This window comes from Nocardioides bigeumensis, assembly GCF_039531755.1.
In the GTDB taxonomy this organism is placed as follows: domain Bacteria; phylum Actinomycetota; class Actinomycetes; order Propionibacteriales; family Nocardioidaceae; genus Nocardioides; species Nocardioides bigeumensis.
The window spans coordinates 192,240-210,419 of the sequence record NZ_BAAAQQ010000013.1 but is presented as its reverse complement, the minus strand read 5'-3'; the positions used below and the strand labels follow the sequence as shown (position 1 = coordinate 210,419).

Here is an 18,180-nt window from a genome sequence, read left to right as displayed (position 1 = left end):
CAGACCCGGTGCACTGGCCTTCATCAGATGCTTCGTGCCCTTGAGGAGGCCCGCAACGGCGGGGCCGATCGCGCTCTCGAGACCCGAACTGCCCTGCGAGGCCCGATCTGATTCCGATGGCGTGAACGTGATCGACCGCAACTTCTCGTACGGCGTCTTCGCGGTGATTCCCCCGCCGCGCAGATTGGCGGCCATCTGGGCTCGCGCGTTCGCGGCGCTCGGGCGCTCGGGCTGCTCACCAGACGCGACGCTCGTGTTCACGCCGAAGCCGGTGGTGCAGATGATGTCTGACGCGCTGGAGGCTCAGAATCCGGGCATCTTCTCCGATCCCGACAGAACGTTCGCCGACCTATTCTCGACGGCCGGCCTGTTCCTGATGGAGCTCGTGCGCCGGCTCGACAAGGGCCTGGCCGACGCCATCCCTGACCAGGACGAGAGGCTGCGGCACATCCTCACGCGGCAGGTGTTCGAGATGAGCCACAACGCGATCCTGCACGACAACACGCTGGAGGCCGTCAGCGGCGGCGTGCCGGAGCGCCGGGCGTGGCTCGTGGATTCTGGTCACTTCCAGGTCGGGAACCTCGCCCACATGACGTCCGAAGAACGGGACAAGACCATCGCCGAGATGCTGGGAGACAGCTGACATGACCAAGAAGTTTGACGTCGTCATCGGCAACCCTCCCTACCAGGAGGAGGCCCAGGGTGGCGGCACCCGTGACACCCCAATTACCACCTGTTTATGGACGCCGCGTACGAGGTGGGCGACAAGGTTGTGCTCATCACGCCCGCGCGCTTTCTATTCAACGCAGGCTTCACGCCGAAGGCGTGGAACGAGAAGATGCTGGCGGACCTGCACCTGAGCGTGGCTCATTACGAGCCAGACTCAAAGCGACTGTTTCCAGGCCTTACGGACCCCATCAAGGGCGGCATTGCAGTCACGTACCGCGACTCGAAGCGCAAACTTGGCCCCATCAGCTTCTTCACCGGGCACCCCGAGCTGAATGCGATCCTGCGCAAGGTCCGGGAGTCGGGAACGGCTTTCATCGACGGGGACGTGTCGAGCGGACGTGCATATGCATTCACGCCGGCGATGCACGACGCTTTCCCGGAGGCGTCGGGCGCGATGTCGAGTGACGCGCAGGTCCGTGTCAGCACAAACGCCTTTGAGCAGCTCCCGTTCCTCTTTCACGAGACCCGACCGGATGACGGCGACGAGTACGTGCAGCTCCTCGGGGTGCTCAAGAACAAGCGCGCGGCCCAGTGGCTCCGCAGCGAATACATCACCGGGCCCGATAGCTTTGACAAGTATAAGGTTTCGGTCCCGGCTGCGAATGGGTCAGGCTCGACAACTGACTTCTTCGGCGTCGCGTTGAACAACCCGACTGTCGTTGGGCCAGGGGTCGCGGTCACACAGACGTTCATCACCGTTGGCTCGTTCGACACCGCAGCCGAGGCCCAGGCGTGCCTGACGTATCTCAAGTCCAAGTTCGCCAGGACGATGCTCGGCGTCCTAAAGGTCACGCAGCACAACCCGCGAAGCACGTGGAAGTTCGTTCCGGCGCAGAACTTCACGAGCGATTCGGACATCGACTGGACCAAGACCATCCCCGAGATCGACGCACAGTTGTACGCCAAGTACGGGCTCGACGCCGAGGAGATCGCCTTCATCGAGGCCAAGGTCAAGCCGATGGAATGATCGCTGTGGAGCGCGTCGTGACTCCACCTTGGCATGTCGACGGGCGCCCCCGCGTTGGGCTTAGCGATCAGTCAGCTTGCTGACTGAGTTCCGCAGGGCGTCCTCGCCGGCGCGGACGTCGTGGTTGAGGACGGTGGTGAACTTATCGCCGAGGTACTGGGCGACGACTTCCCACGGCTCGCCGAGCTCGTCGTGGAACCACTTGGTGGCGGCGTGGTGGCGGAGGTTACGGTAGACGATCGTGCGCGGCCAGGCGTTGTCGGGGTCGTTCGCCTCGACCCACGCGCGGACGCGGTGCCAGCGCTCGTTGTGCATCTCGGGCTTCACGGGAAGGCCGGTGGCGGTGTCGATGAAGAGCCTCCACTCGTCGGCGGGCGGGATGGGGTAGTTCCACCAGGCGAGGTTCTTGTCCTTGTCGCGGGCCTCCAGCGCAGCCCGGCGCTGGCGCTCGGCCTCCTGCGCGTTCACGACCTGCTGGAGTGACGCCTTGGCAGGTAGGCCCAAGAACTCCTTGACCCGGGGGAGGAGCTCGTCCTGCATCAGCGACTTGGGCAGTGGTACCTCGTGGAGGGTGTGGTTCTTCACCGGGCCGCGGAACCCTGTTTGGCTGCGCGGGGTGATCCACGAGCCGTTGACGTGGACGTAGCCGTGCTCGAAGAAGACATCGATCGCACGTAGCGCGTTCTGCTCACCGAGGCGGAGGCCGCCGAAGCCGGCGACGCGCATCTTGGTGCCGAACAGCGGGAGCCGAGTCATCAACGGGTCGGTTCCTCAGGGCCACACAACCTGTCGGCAGCGGCCGCCATCGCCTTCACCTGACGGGTCTCGGGGCGCAGCCGCGGGTCGACGTACGTAGCGGTCGCCCCATGCAGCACGTTCGCCCGGCCGATCTCCAAGCCGTCCAGCGGGTCGATGCTGCGGTCGAGCCAGCCCAGCCGCCACGCGAGCTTGCGCATCGCCGACAGCTGGCCGCGCAGGTCCTCGCGGCCGCGCTGGGAGAAGAGCGTCTTGCTGCCCTTCTCCATCACCTTGCGGCTGTGCTCGACGCGCCACTTCGTCACCGGCGCGTCGCCGATGGTGGGCAGGATGTGGGCGTTGAGGCGGGATACGCGCTGCTCCATGGTCCGTGGTTGCTTGCCGCGCTCGATGCTGTCGGCCAGGTACGCCTCACCGAGAATCCGGATCGTGCGGGAGGCGCGGACGTCGGCACCGGCGGGGGTTTCCCTCTCGGTGTCCAGCGCTGCCTATGCCTGGGCGAAGATCTTTCGTGCTTCGGCCTCCGAGTTCGCTCGGCGGAGCACCCGCTTCCAGGGCTCGCCCTCGCAGGCCGGCGCTCGGAACATCACCTGATACTTCGTGCCGCCGTTCTCAGGGGCATACAGGCGCACGCGCCACGGCCGTCCGCTGCCGCCCAGGGTGCGTGGCTTGCCCTGCGCGAGCAGCGTGGGCTTCTTTCGAGTTGCCACCGGCGTCCCTCCTAGGCTGGACGGGTGGGAGTCGCATCAGGCTTCCGAGAATCTGCCTTCGTGCATCACTCTCGTGCATCACTCAGGAAGGAGTAATGCACGTGCCACTCGTCAGGAGTCATAGGAAATGGCCAACCGCCTTGCCAACGCGACGAGCCCCTACTTGCTCCAGCACGCGGAGAATCCGGTGGATTGGTGGGAGTGGGGACCCGAAGCGTTCGCCGAGGCGAAGCGCCGCGGCGTACCCGTCCTGCTGTCCGTCGGGTACGCCGCCTGCCACTGGTGCCACGTGATGGCCCACGAGTCCTTCGAGGACGACGCGACGGCGGCGTACCTCAATGAGCACTACGTCAGCATCAAGGTCGACCGCGAGGAACGGCCGGACGTCGACGCGGTCTACATGGAGGCCACCACCGCCATGACCGGGCACGGCGGGTGGCCGATGACCGTCGTGCTCGACCACGAGGGCGGGCCGTTCTTCGCCGGCACCTACTTCCCCGACCGGCCGCGGCACGGTCAGCCGTCGTTCCGGCAGGTGCTGGAGGCGGTCACCGAGGCATGGACCCAGCGTGGCGAGGAGGTGCAGCGCGTGGCCACCCAGCTGCGCGAGCACCTCAACCGGGCCGCGCCGTCGGCGACGGGCGACTTCGACCGCGAGGTGGTCGAGGCTGCGCTGGACGGGCTCGAGCGCGACTTCGACCAGACCGCCGGCGGCTTCGGGTCGTCACCGAAGTTCCCGCCCTCGATGGTGCTGGAGTTCCTGCTCCGCGTCTCGACGGGGCCCGACGACCGGGCGGCCCGGATGCTCGACGCGACCCTGGACGCGATGGCGCGCGGCGGCATCTACGACCAGCTGGGTGGCGGCTTCGCGCGGTACGCCGTAGACCGGGGCTGGGTGGTGCCGCACTTCGAGAAGATGCTCTACGACAACGCCCAGCTGATGGCGCTCTACGCCCGGCGCGACGACCCCCTCCTGCGGCGGGTGGCCGGCGAGACGGCCGACTTCGTGGTGACCGAGCTCGGGACCGCCGAGGGGGGCTTCGCTTCGGCGCTCGACGCCGACAGCGAGGGGGAGGAAGGGCGGTTCTACGTCTGGACCCCGGCCCAGCTGGTCGAGGTGCTCGGTGCGGACGACGGGACGTGGGCGGCCCGGCTGCTGTCGGTGACCGACGCCGGCACGTTCGAGCAGGGGGCGTCGACGCTGCAGCTGCGCGCGGACCCCGAGGGACCGGCCGACGCGGAGCGCTGGGCCGGCGTACGCCACCGGCTGCACGAGGCCCGGAAGGCTCGCGTGCGCCCCGCCCGCGACGACAAGGTGGTGGCGGCCTGGAACGGCCTGGCGATCACCGGGCTCTGCGAGGTCGCCGTCCGCCAGGACCGGCCGGACCTGCTGGAGTCGGCGGTCCGGGCCGGCGAGCTGCTGGCGCGGGTGCACCTCGACGGAGGACGGCTCCTGCGCGTCTCCCGCGACGGCGTCGCCGGCCCGCACGCCGGGGTTCTGGAGGACCACGGCTGCGTGGCGAGCGGCTTCCTCTCGCTGGCGCAGGCCACGGCGGATGCCCGGTGGCTCACGCTGGCGGGCGAGGTGCTGGACGCGGCGCTCGACCACTTCCGCGCCGATGACGGCGGCTTCCACGACACCGCGGACGACGCCGAGGCGCTGGTCTCCCGGCCCCGCGACCCCTCGGACAACGCGAGCCCTTCGGGTCTGTCGTCGGCCATCCACGCGCTCACGGCCTACGCGGCGCTGACCGGCTCGTCGCTGCACCGGGAGGCCGCCGAGGCGGCCCTGTCCACCGCGGCGGCGCTGGCCGCGCACGCGCCGCGCTTCACGGGATGGTCGCTCGCGGCGGCCGTGGCGCTGCTCGACGGTCCCCGCGAGATCGCGGTGGTGGGGCCGGCGGGCGACGCGCGCGAGGCCCTGGCCGGCGCCGCTCGGCGGGACCCGAGCGCAGTGGTCGTCGTGGCCGAGGAGTCACCGGGGGTGCACCCGATCCCGTTGCTGACGGGTCGGGTCTCGGTCGAGGGTCGCCCGGCGGCGTACGTGTGCCGGCACCACGTCTGCGCGCGACCGGTCACCGACCCGGCTGCGCTCAGCTGACGCCGAGCCCCTGACCCATCTGGGCCAGCCACCTGGCCACGAACGCGTCGCGCGGCAGGTCGCTGACCAGGCTGACGCCGGTGTGGGCGGCCAGCGCGACGAGGGCGACGGCCGCCACGCCGATGACGACGCTGCGAATCCGGGTGGGTTCGCGGTCGACGGCCAGCCGGCCGGCGCGGTGCAGCCAGGTTGACACCGACGCGGCGACGACGGCACTGACGACGCTGGCCACGACGGAGCCGGCGATCGTGCCCACCAGGCCGAGACGGGTGCTCAGCGCGGCGGCGGTGGCGGCTGCGACCGAGCCGCCGACCAGCTGGGGGACGGACAGGTCGATGGTGCGGGGAGCGGGGGCTTCTGGGGACATCGAGGGTAGGACGAACGAGCCGGCCCGAGGGTTGCCCTACGTGAGCAGGCTCACCCGACTACCGCAGCGAGTACGTCGCCAGCGAGACGCCGACGTAGTGCGTCATGAACGCCAGGATCGTGAACGAGTGGAAGACCTCGTGGAAGCCGAACCACTGCGGCCAGGGGTCAGGCCGCTTGAAGCCGTAGACGACCCCGCCCAGCGTGTAGAGGACCCCGCCGCTGGCGACCAGCACGAGGGTCGCGACGCCGACGCCGACGCCGAGACCAGCCGCCCCGTCGATGAAGCCCGGGAGGAAGAAGACGGCGGCCCAGCCCATGCCGATGTAGATCGGCAGGTAGAGCCAGCGTGGCGCGTCGACCCAGAAGACCCGGAACAGCACACCGAGCACGGCAGCCGTCCACACGGCGCTCAGCATCACCACACGCTCCGTGCCGTCCAGCAGGATGAGCGAGAAGGGCGTGTAGGAGCCTGCGATCAGCACGAAGATGTTGGCGTGGTCGAAGCGCTTCCAGAAGTGGTGGAGGCGCGGCGACCACGTGCCGCGGTGGTAGATCGCCGACACGCCGAAGAGCAGCAGCGCGCTCGCGGTGAAGACCGCTGACGCGACGCGGGTCGCCGTCGTCGGCGACAGGGAGATGAGCACGATCCCGGCGGCCAGCGTGAGCGGCACGATGGCGAGGTGCAGCCAGCCGCGCAGCCGCGGCTTCACCTCGGCGATCACCTCGTCGACCCTCTCGTGGAAGTCGTCGAGTGCATCGCGAACGATGTCGTTCACCTCTGTCACGGTACGGCAGTACCCCAATCGAAGACGCGATATCGAAGGAGCCCGGGACTACCATCAGGGCGTGGCGAGGTGGAAGGAGGCGGTGCGGCGCGCGCTGTACCCCCTCTACGAGCAGCGCATGCTGCGCACCATGCCGGCGAACGTCCCCCAGCACGTCGGGATCATGCTCGACGGCAACCGCCGCTGGGCCAAGGCGGTGGGCCGCGACACCGCCCACGGCCACCGCGCGGGCGCGGCCAACATCGAGCCGCTGCTCGGCTGGTGCGACGACGTCGGGATCGAGGTGGTCACTCTGTGGCTGCTCTCCACCGACAACCTCGACGGGCGCGACCCGAAGGAGGTCGCGGCGATCCTCGAGATCATCACCGACGCGGTCGACTCCCTCGCCGACCAGCGACGCTGGCGTCTCAACCCCGTGGGCGCGCTGGACCTGCTGCCTGCATCCGTCGCCGAGCGGCTCAAGTACGCCGCCGAGCGCACCAGCGACGTCGAGGGCATGCTCGTCAACGTCGCGGTCCCCTACGGCGGTCGCCAGGAGATCGCGGACGCGGTGCGCTCGCTGCTTCAGGAGCACGCCGCCAAGGGCACCTCTTTGGAGGAGCTGGCCGGACTCATCGACGTCGAGCACATCGCCGATCACCTCTACACCCGCGGCCAGCCCGATCCCGACCTGGTGATCCGCACGTCGGGCGAGCAACGCCTCGGTGGGTTCTTGCTGTGGCAGTCGGCGAAGTCGGAGTTCTACTTCTGCGAGGCCTACTGGCCGGACTTCCGGCGCGTCGACTTCCTGCGCGCGATCCGGGCCTACACCCAGCGCGAGCGCCGGCTCGGCGCCTGACCGTTTCGGCGGCCGGTCGAGCAGTTCACCTGACCGTCACCCGTGGTTCGGGCGTGTCGGTCGGGACGGGTGAGAATCGCGGCGTACTTTCGCGATAGCGGAGAGTGGGGAAGCTCGCCGCCACCGGGAGGGCCGTTCGTGAGCGTTCACGACCAGATCACGCCGAGGCGTCGTACGACGTCGCGCGTGGGAGGGGGCCGGCACCCCGGTCCTCGGCCGACCCGGTCCACCACCGTGAGTTGAGCAAGGCCGGGCGAGGGTGAGCGCACCGGTCGGTGAGGGGTTCCTCGTGCCGAACAACGAGACCGTCGCTCCTGGCAGGACTGCCGCAGACACCAGCAGCAAGCGCACCGCGCCCCGTCCGGCGCCGAAGCCTGCGCCGGGGGTGCGGACCTTCGTCCTCGACACCAGCGTGCTGCTGGCCGACCCGGGGGCGCTCAAGCGGTTCGCGGAGCACGAGGTGGTGCTGCCGGTCGTGGTGATCACCGAGCTGGAGGGCAAGCGCCACCACCCCGAGCTGGGCTTCTTCGCCCGGACGGCCCTGCGCTCGCTCGACGACCTCCGGATCACCCACGGTCGCCTCGACGAGCCCGTGCCGATCGGGGAGTCCGGCGGCTCGGTGCGGGTCGAGCTCAACCACACCGACCCCACCGCGCTGCCCTCCGGCTTCCGCCTCGGCGACAACGACACCCGCATCCTGGCGGTCGCGTGCAACCTCGCCAACGAGGGGCACGCGGTCACGCTGGTCTCCAAGGACCTGCCGCTGCGCATCAAGGCCTCGGCGGTCGGCCTTGAGGCGGAGGAGTACCGCGCCGAGTCCATCAGCGACTCCGACACCGGCTACTCCGGCATGGCCGAGCTCGACGTCACCGCCGCCGAGCTCGACGAGCTGTACGCCGACGGCACCCTCGACCTCGACGAGGCCCGCGACCTGCCCTGCCACAACGGGCTGGTGCTGATCTCCGACCGCGGCACCGCGCTCGGCCGGGTCGGTCCCGACAAGCAGGTCCACCTCGTGCGCGGGGACCGCGAGGCCTTCGGCATCCATGGCCGGTCGGCCGAGCAGCGGATCGCGCTGGAGATGCTGTTGGACCCCGAGGTCGGCATCGTCTCGCTCGGCGGCCGGGCCGGCACCGGCAAGTCGGCTCTCGCGCTGTGCGCCGGACTGGAGGCGGCCCTGGAGCGCCGTCAGCACCAGAAGGTCGTGGTGTTCCGCCCGCTCTTCGCCGTGGGCGGCCAGGAGCTCGGTTACCTGCCCGGCTCGGAGTCGGAGAAGATGTCGCCCTGGGCGCAGGCGGTCTTCGACACCCTCGGCGCCGTCACCTCGCGCGAGGTGATCGAGGAGATCCTGGCGCGCGGCATGCTCGAGGTGCTCCCGCTGACCCACATCCGCGGCCGCTCCCTGCACGACGCGTTCGTCATCGTGGACGAGGCCCAGTCGCTGGAACGCAACGTGCTGCTGACGGTGCTGTCGCGGATCGGCGCGAACTCCAAGGTCGTGCTGACCCACGACGTGGCGCAGCGCGACAACCTGCGGGTGGGACGGCACGACGGCGTGGTGGCCGTGGTGGAGAAGCTCAAGGGCCACCCGCTCTTCGCGCACGTCACGCTGACTCGTTCGGAGCGCTCCCCGATCGCGGCCCTGGTGACGGAGATGCTGGAGAACGTCACTCTGTAGGGAGTGCCCTGAGGGGGAGTTGAGCTGTCCAGACCATCACCGTGACCGCTGAGCACTCGCGTGTTCAGAGGTGCGGATGTGACGGACGGGACACCACATAGCGCAACAGGTCGGTGAAAGTCCCACGACTTTCGTCGAAGGTTTGCACCTCGGCGGCCTGTCCGTCAGGGTGGTCGAGACCTTTTCGTGACCTGACACCCGGTTCCCCTGACCTGATGCGCGATCCCGAAGAGGTCGACGTCTTTCGTCCTCGCCTAGGCCGATCGGCACCCCTGTCCCTTGTCGTCGTCTCGTGAGATCCCCTGTGTCGAAAACCCCGAAGTACGTGCCGAAGCACAGCGCGAAGCACCGTGGCGCGCCCCGGGCCGCCCCGCGGATGCTGCGCGGTGCCGTCGTGATGGGCGGCCTCGCCGTCGCCACGACCGGCATGAGCGTCTCGGGCGGCGTGCTGAACGCCGACTCGTTGCCCGACGGCGCGAGCGACGTCATCGACGCGGTCTCGGCCCGCAGCGACGCCGTCCTGACGAGCGCGGAGCTCTCGGACGACGCTGCGCTGGCCGACCAGCTGGGCGAGCGCGCGGAGGCGCGGGTCACCCGCTCCGACCGGCGCGAGTCCGGCGGTGTCCAGGCCGCCAAGGCGGCGGCGCTCGACACGCACCAGGGCCAGGCGATGTCGGCCAACGAGGTGGTCTCCGAGGGGGACCCCCGCGAGATCGGCCGAGCGCTGATCGCCGAGTACGGCTTCGGGCCCGAGCAGTTCACCTGCCTGGACTCCCTCTACGTCTCGGAGTCCAACTGGCGGGTGAACGCCGACAACCCCACGTCGTCGGCGTACGGCATCCCGCAGGCGCTCACTCAGCTGCACGACCTGCCCGCCGACTACATGACCTCGGCCGAGGCGCAGATCCGATGGGGCCTCGACTACATCGAGCGCTCCTACGGCACCCCGTGCAACGCCTGGTCCTTCAAGCAAGGCCACGGCTGGTACTGAGCGTTCGCCGGTGGTCGAGGAGGTCGCGCAGCGACCGTCACGAGACCCCCTGACCTACCTCGCAGTGAAGACGGTGACCTCGCCGGCGTACTCGCGGGAGCCCTCGAAGTGGGGAATGACCAGGCCCTCGTCGGACGAGTCGAGGTACGCCTGCGCCGCGGCGTGGTCGGCGAAGAGCGCGCTGGGGCGGAGGTCGACGCGTTCGACGGTGTCGAAGTGCTCCCGCAGGGCGGCCTCGCCGATCTGGCTGCTGAAGTGGGTGACCAGGCCCGCACCGCCGGCGTCGCGCCGCAGGCCCGCCACGTGCTCGTCGCCGTTGGTGACGGCGACGAACGTGCCCCCGGGGCGGAGCACCCGGCGGATCTCGGCGAGTCCGCGGTGCAGGTCGGGCACGTGGTACAGCATCCACATCGCCACGACCACGTCGTAGGAGTCGTCACCCGGCAGCAGGTGCTGCACGTCCATCAGCTGGGCGGGTACGCCGCGCTCGCGGGCCAGCTCCACGAACCGCGGCGACTGGTCGGTCGCCAGCAGGGCGATGTGGGGGAGCCGCTCCTGCAAGCGTGCGGCGAAGACGCCGGGGCCGCTTCCGACCTCGAGGACGTCGGGCATCGACTTCCCGCCGGGGAGGGCCGCGCTGACCGCCTCGAGGGCCACCTCGACCGGGTCGCCGAGCACCGGGTCGGGCTGCCACACCGAGCGCCGGGTCTCGAGGTTGTCCTCGGTGGCGTACTGCTCGCGCACGTGGGTGGGGTCGGCCATGGATCTCGACTGCGCTCGATCACCGGTGGGCTGCGGTCGATCACCGGTGGGCTGCGGTCGATCACCGGTGGGCTGCGGTCGATCACCCGTGGCCACGGGTCATCCTCTCGACGTCGAGCGCCTGGTCCAGCTCTTCCTCGGTGAGCTCGCCGCGCTCGACGAAGCCCATCGCGAGGACGGTCTCGCGGATCGTGGCGCCGTCGGCCAGGGCCTGCTTGGCGACCTTGGCGGCGGCTTCGTAGCCGATGTGCTTGTTGAGCGGGGTCACCACCGAGGGCGACGACTCGGCGTAGCGTCGCATCCGCTCGATGTCCGCGGTAAGGCCGTCGACGCACCGCTCGGCGAGCAGCCGGGTGGAGGTCGAGAGCAGCCGGATCGACTCCAGCAGGTTGCGCGCCAGCACCGGCATCATCACGTTGAGCTCGAAGTTGCCGGCGGCGCCGGCCGTCGTCACGGTCACGTCGTTGCCGATCACCTGCGCGCAGACCATCAGCGTCGCCTCGGGAAGGACCGGGTTGACCTTGCCGGGCATGATGCTGGACCCCGGCTGGAGGTCGGGCAGGTGGAGCTCGGCGAGCCCGGTGGTCGGGCCGCTGCCCATCCAGCGCAGGTCGTTGCAGATCTTGGTGAGGCCGACCGCGATGGTGCGGAGCACGCCGCTCAGCTCGACGAGGGAGTCGCGGGTGCCCTGCGCCTCGAAGTGGTCTCGGGCCTCGGTGAACGGTTGGCCCGTGGTCTCGGCCAGTCGTGCGATCACCCGCTCCGCGAAGGCCGGCGGGGTGTTGATGCCGGTCCCGACGGCCGTGCCGCCGAGAGGGAGCTCGCGCACCCGGGGCAGTACGCCGTCGAGCCGCTCGGCGGCGTACGCCAGCGTGGCGGCGTACCCGCCGAGCTCCTGGCCGAGCATCACCGGCGTGGCGTCCATGAGGTGCGTGCGGCCGGACTTCACGACGTCGGCGAACTCGCCCGCCTTGGCGGCGAGGCTGGCCCGCAGGACGTCGAGGGAGGGGAGCAGGTCCTCGACGACGGCGAGCGTCGCGGCGACGTGGATCGCGGTCGGGAAGGTGTCGTTGGAGGACTGGCTGGCGTTGACGTGGTCGTTGGGGTGCACGTCGACGCCGGACCTCCTGGCCAGCGACGCGATGACCTCGTTGGCGTTCATGTTGGACGAGGTGCCCGAGCCGGTCTGGAAGACGTCGAGCGGGAAGTGGGCGTCGTGCGTACCGGCGGCCACCTCGTCGGCGGCGGCCGCGATCGCGCGCGCCTGCTCCTCGGTGACCACCCCCAGCTCGCCGTTCACGTGGGCGGCCGCAGCCTTGACCAGCCCGAGCGCGTGGATCAGGCGGGGCTCGAGGGGCGTCCCGCTGATCGGGAAGTTCTCGACGGCGCGTTGGGTCTGCGCGCGCCACAGGGCTTCGGCGGGCACTCGGACCTCGCCCATGGAGTCGTGTTCGGTGCGGTAGTCCACCGGTCCGACGCTACCTCTCGACAAACTGGTAACTGATCTGTTACCAATAAGTGGTGGACGTCTTCGCCGCCCTGGCCGACCCGGTGCGCCGCGACCTCGTGGGGCGGCTGGCTGCTGGGCCGGCGCGAGTGGTCGACCTCGCGGCGGTGCACCCCATCAGTCGGCCCGCCATCAGCCGGCACCTGCGGGTGCTGACCGAGGCCGGCCTCGCCGACGCCGAGGATCGCGGCCGCGAGCGCCACTACCGATTGCGGCCGGCAGGCCTCGCGCCGGTGCACGACCTGCTCGCGACACTGGCCCCTCCCCCCATCCCGGCGACCGCCCTCGATGCCCTCGACATCGAGGTACGCCGCACCGTTCGCGACCACCGCAAGGAACCCGACGAGAAGGAGCAGACCGGATGACAGCGACACCCACCGGACGACGAGAGTGGCGCGGCGGCACCGGCTACGTGGTCCTCGAACGCTCCTTCGAGGCGCCGATCGAGGCGGTCTGGGCCGCGGTCACCGAGCCCGAGCGGATGTCGCGCTGGATCGGCACCTGGACCGGAGACCCCAGGACGGGAGAGGTGAAGTTCCGCATGGGTTTCGAGGGTGACGATGCGCCTGACGAGCCGATGACGATCGACGAGTGCGACCCGCCGCGGCGGCTGGCCACCCGGCACACCATCCCGGGCGGCGACGACTTCGTCTGGCGGTTGGAGCTGGACCTCGACGAGGTGGACGGCGTGACCACCCTGACCTTCGCCCAGATCATGGACGACCCCGACATCGCGGAGAACGTGGGGCCGGGATGGGAGTACTACCTCGACCGGCTGGTGGCCGTCGAAGCCGGACGCGACCCCGCCGACCTGGTGTGGGAGGACTACTACCCAGCGCAGGCAGAGTTCTACCGAGCGGCCTTCGCCCGGGCGACGTAGAGCCAGTAGGTCTCCTCGCGGCCCTGCAGGTCGACGGCGTAGGACAGGGGCTCGACGTCGTCGTACACCCCCTTGAGCGTGCGCTCGAGATCCGGGGCCTCGGCGGCCGACCAGATGGCCAGCGCGCCTCCAGGACGCAGGACCCGGCGGGTCAGCCCGAGGAACGGCTCTGCGTAGAGCGCGGCGTTGCCGTCGTGGACGAGGTACGCCGGGCCGTTGTCGACGTCGAGCAGCACCAGGTCGTACGACTCCTCGCGGGCCTCGGCGAGCGCCAAGGCGACGTCGGCGACCACGACGTTGGCGCGCTCGTCGGCCAGGAGCGTCTGTCCGTGGGGGATGGTGCCGTCGCGCATCCAGTCCACGAGCGGCTGCTCGATCTCGACGACCGAGCAGCGCTCGACGCGTGGGTCGGCGAGCACCGCCTGGAGGGTGAACCCCAGTCCCAGGCCGGCCACGAGCACCTCGCGCGGCTCGGCGACCAGCTCGAGCGCCGCCGCGGCCAGGGCCACCTCGCTGGTCGTCTCGGCGGAGTCCATGACGAAGACGCCGTTGGCCCGCAGCTCGAGCACCGGCGCACCGCCCTCGTCCGGCCGGCGCTCGCGCAGGACCAGCTCACCACGCTCGGACTCGGCACGGGCGACCTCGGTGTGCTCCACGCCGTCGACCCTAGGGGGATCCGGCTGCGGGGCCGGGAGTGCCCCGGAGCCGGTCGCCCTCAGCACCAGGGGTACTTGAAGAGGCTGTCCTGGCCCGCGCGGTGGTCCGCCAGCACGACGCTCAAGGGCAGCGGGTCGGGGAGGGACGCGACGTCGGTGCCTTCGCGCGGCTCCACGCCGTAGAACACGGCGGTCTCGATCGGCAGACCGCCCTCGGCCACCGCGCTGAAGAGCCCGACGCTCTTGAGGGTGGCGATGCCGGCCCGCATGCAGCTGGTGTCGGGTGCGGCGGATGCACTCGCAGCGGGCACGACCGCGAGGGCGGCGGCCAGGGCAGCGGTGGCTCCTGAGGCGATAAGGGTGCGGCGCATGTCGGCTCCAAGATGTAGAAGGTTTGTCTAAGGTTTGTGAGTCTGCCTCCGTCGCGCTGAGATGTCCATACCCCTGTCCAGACTTTGTCCCAGGTTTGGGCCTAGACTTCAGGCGTGTACACCGTCAAGCACGCAGCCGCGATGACCGGAATCTCGCCCGCGACGCTGCGGATGTGGGAGCGGCGCTACGACGTCGTCGTCCCCGGCCGGAGTCCCTCTGGCTATCGGGTGTACGACGAGGCCGCCGTACGCCGCCTCTCCGCGATGCGGGCGCTGGTCGAGGCGGGCTGGTCCCCGCGGCTGGCCGCCGAGCAGGTCAAGTCGGGGACCACCGGTGGGTCGACCCCTACGGACTCCGTCGACGGACCCTCCGGCGAGCTCGGCGACCACGAGGCGCTGGTGCGCGTCGCCGAGGGCTTCGACGGCGCCCGGCTCGCTGCTGTCCTGGACGAGGCCTTCGGGCGCGGCACCTTCGAGGAGGTCGTCGACGGCTGGCTGATGCCGGCGCTGCACGCGCTCGGCGACGCCTGGCACCGAGGGACCGTGTCGGTCGCGGGTGAGCACTTCGTGAGCGCGACGGTGAACCGTCGCCTGGCGGGCGTGCTCGACGCGCTGCCCGTGCCGAGCGGGGCGCCCCGGGTGATCGTCGGGCTGGCCCGCGGCTCACGGCACGAGCTGGGCGTGCTCGCCTTCGCGGCGATGCTGCGGCGCGTGGGCATCGACGTCGTGTACGTCGGCGGCGACCTGCCCCCCGAGAGCTGGGTCGTGGCCCTCAACGGTGACCAGCCCGACGCCGTGGTGATCGGCGTGCCCTCCTCCGACGACATCGCCGCGGTCCGCGACACGGTGGCGTCGCTGCGGGCGGCGTACCCCGACATCGCCGTGCACCTCGGTGGCCGGCACCAGGACCATGTCGGCGTCGAAGGCAGTCGGCCGCTCGGGCACCAGCTCGGCCCCGCCGCGCGCGACCTCGCCGCGCAGCTGATCGGCTGATATAGGTCGGGGTTAGTCCTTCACGGACACCTCCGGAGGTGCTTGGAAGGGACCGACAGGTTCCATTCATCTGAAGGTTGGGCGTCTGCTGCGCCGTGGCCTTCTGGCGCCCCTCCGGAGGTGGGTCCGATGGTTGTGCAAGCTCTACCAGTGTGTTCCTCGACGGTCGTGGTTGCGATCGATGTCGGCAAGACCGAGTTCGCGTTCTCGGTGACGGATGCCTCGCGCACCCCGCTGCTCAAGCCCCGCACGGGGTGTCCGATGTCAGCGTGAGCACCCAGCACCCCACAGCCGGCACTGCCGACCAACAAGAACCATCATCAGCTCCGGGGACCCGGAGCCGACCACCTACGCCCAACCCCAGACTTGACGTGACCTACAGCCAGCTAGGACTCCTTCTCAGTCGAAGAGCTCGCTGAGCCAGCTCTCCTTCTTCTTCCTACCCGCCCGCCCACCCTGATACGGCGCCGGATATCCCTGCTGCGGGTTGGCATAGCGCTGGTCGAAGTGCTGGCGCCGGTCGTCGCGCTCCCGCTCGTAGGAGCTGGGCTGCGGCGCGGCGGGCGCGGCACTCGGGGCCACCTGCGCCTCCGCGCGCTCGATGATCTTGTCGAGCTCGCCACGGTCGAGCCACACGCCTCGGCAAGTGGGGCAGTAGTCGATCTCGATCCCGCTGCGCTCGCTCATCACGAGCACGGTCTGGTCGGTCGGGCACTGCATGTGGTCCTCCAGGGGTCGGTTACCCGGTCGAACGAGCAGCCGACCGTCCCGGTTCCCTACAACGCCATGCGTCCCGGTCGTCGGAGCAGCCAAGTCGTATGACCTCCCGGGCTTTCTCCACAGGCGTGGCCGGGCGCAGTGGCGGAAAGCTGGTGACCAGACACGGTTCTACGCATGACGCCGATGGAGCTGGTGCTTGCGCTCGCGGCCGAGCAGGCGGGCGTAGTCGCACGAGAGCAGCTGTACGCCGCCGGCCTCACGCGGCCTCGTACGTGCCCAGGTGCGCGCAGGCAGGTGGCAATGGGTTCACTCCCAGTCCGTTGCCCTGCACACCGGGCCGTGGAGCGTGCGCGTCTCTGGGCAGCGGTGTTCGAGGGGGGGCCTCGGGCATCCTCGACGGAGCCTCCGCCTTGGTGGCGTCGGGATTGAAGCACTACTCCCACGAGCCGATCCGCTTGTCCGTGCCGCGCGGCGCGCGCGTCCGTCGTGTCAGCGGCCTTGAGATCAGGCAGACCCGGCGCTGCGGCACAACCACGTGGCCCCAGGCAACGCGATGTCCTCCGACTGCCACTGCGGGGGCTGCGTGTTGCCGCCGACGACTTCTTCGCCCAGGTCGAGCAGGCGTTGGCCGAGCGGGGGTGTCCGGTGAACCGCCGTCGAAGCGCTTGAGCGGCCTACTTCTCTGCCGAGCGGACCCTGAGGCCAGTGATGGGGACGGTGACGGCGCCCGACGGGTCGGTGAAGAAGTCGTTGCCCTTGTCGTCGACGACGATGAAGGCGGGAAAGTCCTCGACCTCGATCTTCCAGACCGCCTCCATGCCGAGCTCGGGGTACTCCAGCACGTCGACCGACTTGATGCAGTCCTGGGCCAGCCGCGCGGCGGGGCCGCCGATCGAGCCGAGGTAGAAGCCGCCGTACGTGCCGCAGGCCTGGGTGACGACCTTGGAGCGGTTGCCCTTGGCGAGCATCACCTTCGACCCGCCCGCGGCCTGGAACTGCTCGACGTAGGAGTCCATGCGTCCCGCCGTGGTCGGGCCGAACGAGCCCGACGCCATCCCCTCGGGGGTCTTGGCCGGTCCGGCGTAGTAGACGGCGTGGTCGCGCAGGTACGCCGGCATGTCCTCACCGGCGTCGAGGCGTTCCTTGATCTTGGCGTGGGCGATGTCGCGGGCGACCACCAGCGGGCCCGTCAGGGAGAGCCGGGTCTTCACCGGGTGCCGGGACAGCTCGGCGAGGATCTCGTCCATCGGCTGGTTCAGGTCGATCTGCACGACCTCGCCACCGGAGATGAGGTCGGCCTCGGCGGGGTCGGGGAGGTACTTGGCAGGGTCGGTCTCCAGCTGCTCGAGGAACACACCCTCGGCGGTGATCTTGCCGAGCGCCTGCCGGTCCGCGGAGCACGACACGGCCAGCGCCACCGGGCACGAGGCGCCGTGGCGCGGCAGCCGGACCACCCGGACGTCGTGACAGAAGTACTTGCCGCCGAACTGCGCCCCGATCCCGAACGACTGGGTCAGCTCGAAGACCTGCTGCTCGAGCTCGAGGTCCCGGAACCCGTGGGCGGCCGTGCTCCCCTGGGTGGGCAGGTGGTCGAGGTAGTGGGCCGACGCGAGCTTGGCGGTCTTGAGCGCGTACTCCGCCGACGTACCGCCGATGACGACGGCCAGGTGGTACGGCGGGCACGCGGCCGTGCCGAGCGAGCGGATCTTCTCGTCGAGGAACTGCAGCATCCGCTGCGGGTTCAAGATCGCCTTCGTCTCCTGGTAGAGGAACGACTTGTTCGCCGAGCCGCCACCCTTTGCCATGAAGAGGAACTTGTACTCGGGCTTGGTGTCCGCACCGCCGGGCGTCGAGAAGATCTCGACCTGCGCGGGCAGGTTGGTGCCGGTGTTCTTCTCGTCGTACGTCGTCAGCGGCGCGAGCTGGGAGTACCGCAGGTTGAGCTTGGTGTAGGCGTCGTACACCCCGAGCGAGACGGCCTCGCCGTCGTCGGCGCCGGTGACCACGCCCTCGCCCTTCTTGCCCATCACGATCGCGGTGCCGGTGTCCTGGCACATCGGGAGCACGCCGCCGGCGGAGATGTTGACGTTCTTGAGCAGGTCGAGCGCCACGAAGCGGTCGTTGCCGGACGCCTCCGGGTCGTCGATGATCCGGCGCAGCTGGGCCAGGTGCGCGGGGCGGAGGTAGTGCGCGATGTCGTGCATGGCCTCCGCGGTGAGCAGCCGGATCGCCTCCGGCGACACCTGGAGGAACGTGCGCCCGCCCGCCTCGAAGGTCGAGACGCCCTCGGTGGTGACGAGCCGGTAGGGCGTGTCGTCGGCGCCGATGGGCAGCAGGTCGGAGTAGGCGAACTCGGCGGCGGTCACG

General features: G+C 70.1%; 21 protein-coding genes. 10 read left to right on the top strand and 11 right to left on the bottom strand.

The genetic code is table 11. From position 1 onward, the window contains the following. Positions 1–121: 121 nt before the first annotated feature. The 3 genes from ABD295_RS15285 to ABD295_RS15280 are packed head-to-tail and all read left to right on the top strand — an operon-like array spanning position 122 to position 1,696. Complete coding sequence (locus ABD295_RS15285; RefSeq protein ID WP_344304647.1) at positions 122–643, top strand: hypothetical protein; 522 nt, start codon at positions 122–124, stop codon at positions 641–643. A gap of 1 nt (position 644) precedes the next feature. Further along, positions 645–860 (top strand): Eco57I restriction-modification methylase domain-containing protein, encoded by a 216-nt coding sequence (locus tag ABD295_RS21255; protein ID WP_425574088.1) that lies wholly within the window; start codon positions 645–647, stop codon positions 858–860. Beyond that, on the top strand, positions 758–1,696 hold the full coding sequence (locus tag ABD295_RS15280) for a class I SAM-dependent methyltransferase (protein WP_425574136.1): 939 nt from the start codon (positions 758–760) through the stop codon (positions 1,694–1,696). The genes ABD295_RS21255 and ABD295_RS15280 overlap by 103 nt, the downstream gene beginning before the upstream one ends. Before the next feature lie 60 nt (positions 1,697–1,756). Here ABD295_RS15280 and ABD295_RS15275 read toward each other — a convergent pair whose 3' ends face one another. The 3 genes from ABD295_RS15275 to ABD295_RS15265 form a co-directional block, all read right to left on the bottom strand. Further along, the gene (locus ABD295_RS15275) at positions 1,757–2,452 is read right to left on the bottom strand and encodes a site-specific integrase (RefSeq protein WP_344304645.1); all 696 of its coding nucleotides are present in this window, start codon (positions 2,450–2,452) and stop codon (positions 1,757–1,759) included. After that, a complete protein-coding gene (locus tag ABD295_RS15270; protein WP_344304644.1) occupies positions 2,452–2,817 on the bottom strand; it encodes a hypothetical protein in 366 nt (121 codons plus the stop codon). The genes ABD295_RS15275 and ABD295_RS15270 overlap by 1 nt, the downstream gene beginning before the upstream one ends. A gap of 123 nt (positions 2,818–2,940) precedes the next feature. After that, the gene (locus ABD295_RS15265; RefSeq protein ID WP_344304643.1) at positions 2,941–3,162 is read right to left on the bottom strand and encodes a hypothetical protein; all 222 of its coding nucleotides are present in this window, start codon (positions 3,160–3,162) and stop codon (positions 2,941–2,943) included. 127 nt (positions 3,163–3,289) lie between these two features. Between ABD295_RS15265 and ABD295_RS15260 the strand changes: the two genes are divergently transcribed. After that, complete coding sequence (locus ABD295_RS15260) at positions 3,290–5,263, top strand: thioredoxin domain-containing protein (protein WP_344304641.1); 1,974 nt, start codon at positions 3,290–3,292, stop codon at positions 5,261–5,263. Here the strand turns inward: ABD295_RS15260 and ABD295_RS15255 are convergent. Together ABD295_RS15255 and trhA are read right to left on the bottom strand one after the other, a co-directional pair. Continuing rightward, complete coding sequence (locus tag ABD295_RS15255) at positions 5,256–5,630, bottom strand: hypothetical protein (protein WP_344304640.1); 375 nt, start codon at positions 5,628–5,630, stop codon at positions 5,256–5,258. The genes ABD295_RS15260 and ABD295_RS15255 overlap by 8 nt on opposite strands. Before the next feature lie 58 nt (positions 5,631–5,688). Further along, positions 5,689–6,408, bottom strand: coding sequence for a PAQR family membrane homeostasis protein TrhA (gene trhA, locus ABD295_RS15250; protein WP_344304639.1), 720 nt, complete (start codon positions 6,406–6,408; stop codon positions 5,689–5,691). A 70-nt stretch (positions 6,409–6,478) separates the two neighbouring features. Here trhA and ABD295_RS15245 point away from each other — a divergent pair, with 70 nt between their 5' ends. The 3 genes from ABD295_RS15245 to ABD295_RS15235 all read left to right on the top strand — a co-directional run bounded on the left by ABD295_RS15245 (position 6,479) and on the right by ABD295_RS15235 (position 9,924). Next, positions 6,479–7,255, top strand: coding sequence for an isoprenyl transferase (locus ABD295_RS15245; RefSeq protein WP_344304638.1), 777 nt, complete (start codon positions 6,479–6,481; stop codon positions 7,253–7,255). Between the two features lie 385 nt (positions 7,256–7,640). Next, complete coding sequence (gene phoH2 / locus ABD295_RS15240; RefSeq protein ID WP_344305455.1) at positions 7,641–8,933, top strand: RNA 5'-3' helicase PhoH2; 1,293 nt, start codon at positions 7,641–7,643, stop codon at positions 8,931–8,933. A gap of 325 nt (positions 8,934–9,258) precedes the next feature. Next, positions 9,259–9,924, top strand: coding sequence for an aggregation-promoting factor C-terminal-like domain-containing protein (locus ABD295_RS15235; RefSeq protein WP_344304637.1), 666 nt, complete (start codon positions 9,259–9,261; stop codon positions 9,922–9,924). Between the two features lie 54 nt (positions 9,925–9,978). Here ABD295_RS15235 and ABD295_RS15230 read toward each other — a convergent pair whose 3' ends face one another. Together ABD295_RS15230 and ABD295_RS15225 are read right to left on the bottom strand one after the other, a co-directional pair. Next, on the bottom strand, positions 9,979–10,686 hold the full coding sequence (locus ABD295_RS15230; RefSeq protein WP_344304636.1) for a class I SAM-dependent methyltransferase: 708 nt from the start codon (positions 10,684–10,686) through the stop codon (positions 9,979–9,981). Between the two features lie 82 nt (positions 10,687–10,768). After that, a complete protein-coding gene (locus ABD295_RS15225; protein ID WP_344304635.1) occupies positions 10,769–12,154 on the bottom strand; it encodes a class II fumarate hydratase in 1,386 nt (461 codons plus the stop codon). Between the two features lie 53 nt (positions 12,155–12,207). On the opposite strand from ABD295_RS15225, the gene ABD295_RS15220 reads away from it, so the two are divergent. After that, entirely contained in the window at positions 12,208–12,558 is a 351-nt protein-coding gene (locus ABD295_RS15220) for an ArsR/SmtB family transcription factor (RefSeq protein WP_344304634.1), read from the top strand. After that, the gene (locus ABD295_RS15215; RefSeq protein ID WP_344304633.1) at positions 12,555–13,073 is read left to right on the top strand and encodes an SRPBCC family protein; all 519 of its coding nucleotides are present in this window, start codon (positions 12,555–12,557) and stop codon (positions 13,071–13,073) included. Before ABD295_RS15220 ends, ABD295_RS15215 begins: the two co-directional genes overlap by 4 nt. Here the strand turns inward: ABD295_RS15215 and ABD295_RS15210 are convergent. Further along, on the bottom strand, positions 13,043–13,729 hold the full coding sequence (locus ABD295_RS15210; RefSeq protein ID WP_344304632.1) for a spermidine synthase: 687 nt from the start codon (positions 13,727–13,729) through the stop codon (positions 13,043–13,045). The two genes, ABD295_RS15215 and ABD295_RS15210, sit on opposite strands and share 31 nt — an antisense overlap. Positions 13,730–13,788: 59 nt before the next feature. Beyond that, positions 13,789–14,100 (bottom strand): hypothetical protein, encoded by a 312-nt coding sequence (locus ABD295_RS15205; RefSeq protein WP_344304631.1) that lies wholly within the window; start codon positions 14,098–14,100, stop codon positions 13,789–13,791. Between the two features lie 114 nt (positions 14,101–14,214). On the opposite strand from ABD295_RS15205, the gene ABD295_RS15200 reads away from it, so the two are divergent. Continuing rightward, positions 14,215–15,093 carry a MerR family transcriptional regulator gene (locus ABD295_RS15200; protein WP_344304630.1) on the top strand — a complete coding sequence of 293 codons (879 nt, stop codon included), beginning with the start codon at positions 14,215–14,217 and terminating at the stop codon, positions 15,091–15,093. Positions 15,094–15,492: 399 nt separating this feature from the next. On the opposite strand, the gene ABD295_RS15195 is transcribed toward ABD295_RS15200, so the two are convergent. Both ABD295_RS15195 and ABD295_RS15190 read right to left on the bottom strand, forming a co-directional pair. Further along, positions 15,493–15,813: a TFIIB-type zinc ribbon-containing protein gene (locus ABD295_RS15195; protein WP_344304629.1), complete on the bottom strand. Its 321-nt coding sequence runs from the start codon at positions 15,811–15,813 to the stop codon at positions 15,493–15,495. Between the two features lie 674 nt (positions 15,814–16,487). Beyond that, complete coding sequence (locus tag ABD295_RS15190; protein WP_425574086.1) at positions 16,488–18,179, bottom strand: fumarate hydratase; 1,692 nt, start codon at positions 18,177–18,179, stop codon at positions 16,488–16,490. Between the last annotated feature and the right edge of the window lies 1 nt (position 18,180).

Excerpts from the sequence above, each read along its gene's own strand:
- ABD295_RS21255 (WP_425574088.1), top strand. The coding sequence starts at position 645 with ATGACCAAGAAGTTTGACGTCGTCATCGGCAACCCTCCCTACCAGGAG.
- ABD295_RS15275 (WP_344304645.1), bottom strand. The coding sequence starts at position 2,452 with ATGACTCGGCTCCCGCTGTTCGGCACCAAGATGCGCGTCGCCGGCTTC.
- ABD295_RS15270 (WP_344304644.1), bottom strand. The coding sequence starts at position 2,817 with ATGGAGCAGCGCGTATCCCGCCTCAACGCCCACATCCTGCCCACCATC.
- ABD295_RS15260 (WP_344304641.1), top strand. The coding sequence starts at position 3,290 with ATGGCCAACCGCCTTGCCAACGCGACGAGCCCCTACTTGCTCCAGCAC.
- ABD295_RS15255 (WP_344304640.1), bottom strand. The coding sequence starts at position 5,630 with ATGTCCCCAGAAGCCCCCGCTCCCCGCACCATCGACCTGTCCGTCCCC.
- ABD295_RS15230 (WP_344304636.1), bottom strand. The coding sequence starts at position 10,686 with ATGGCCGACCCCACCCACGTGCGCGAGCAGTACGCCACCGAGGACAAC.
- ABD295_RS15215 (WP_344304633.1), top strand. The coding sequence starts at position 12,555 with ATGACAGCGACACCCACCGGACGACGAGAGTGGCGCGGCGGCACCGGC.
- ABD295_RS15205 (WP_344304631.1), bottom strand. The coding sequence starts at position 14,100 with ATGCGCCGCACCCTTATCGCCTCAGGAGCCACCGCTGCCCTGGCCGCC.
- ABD295_RS15195 (WP_344304629.1), bottom strand. The coding sequence starts at position 15,813 with ATGCAGTGCCCGACCGACCAGACCGTGCTCGTGATGAGCGAGCGCAGC.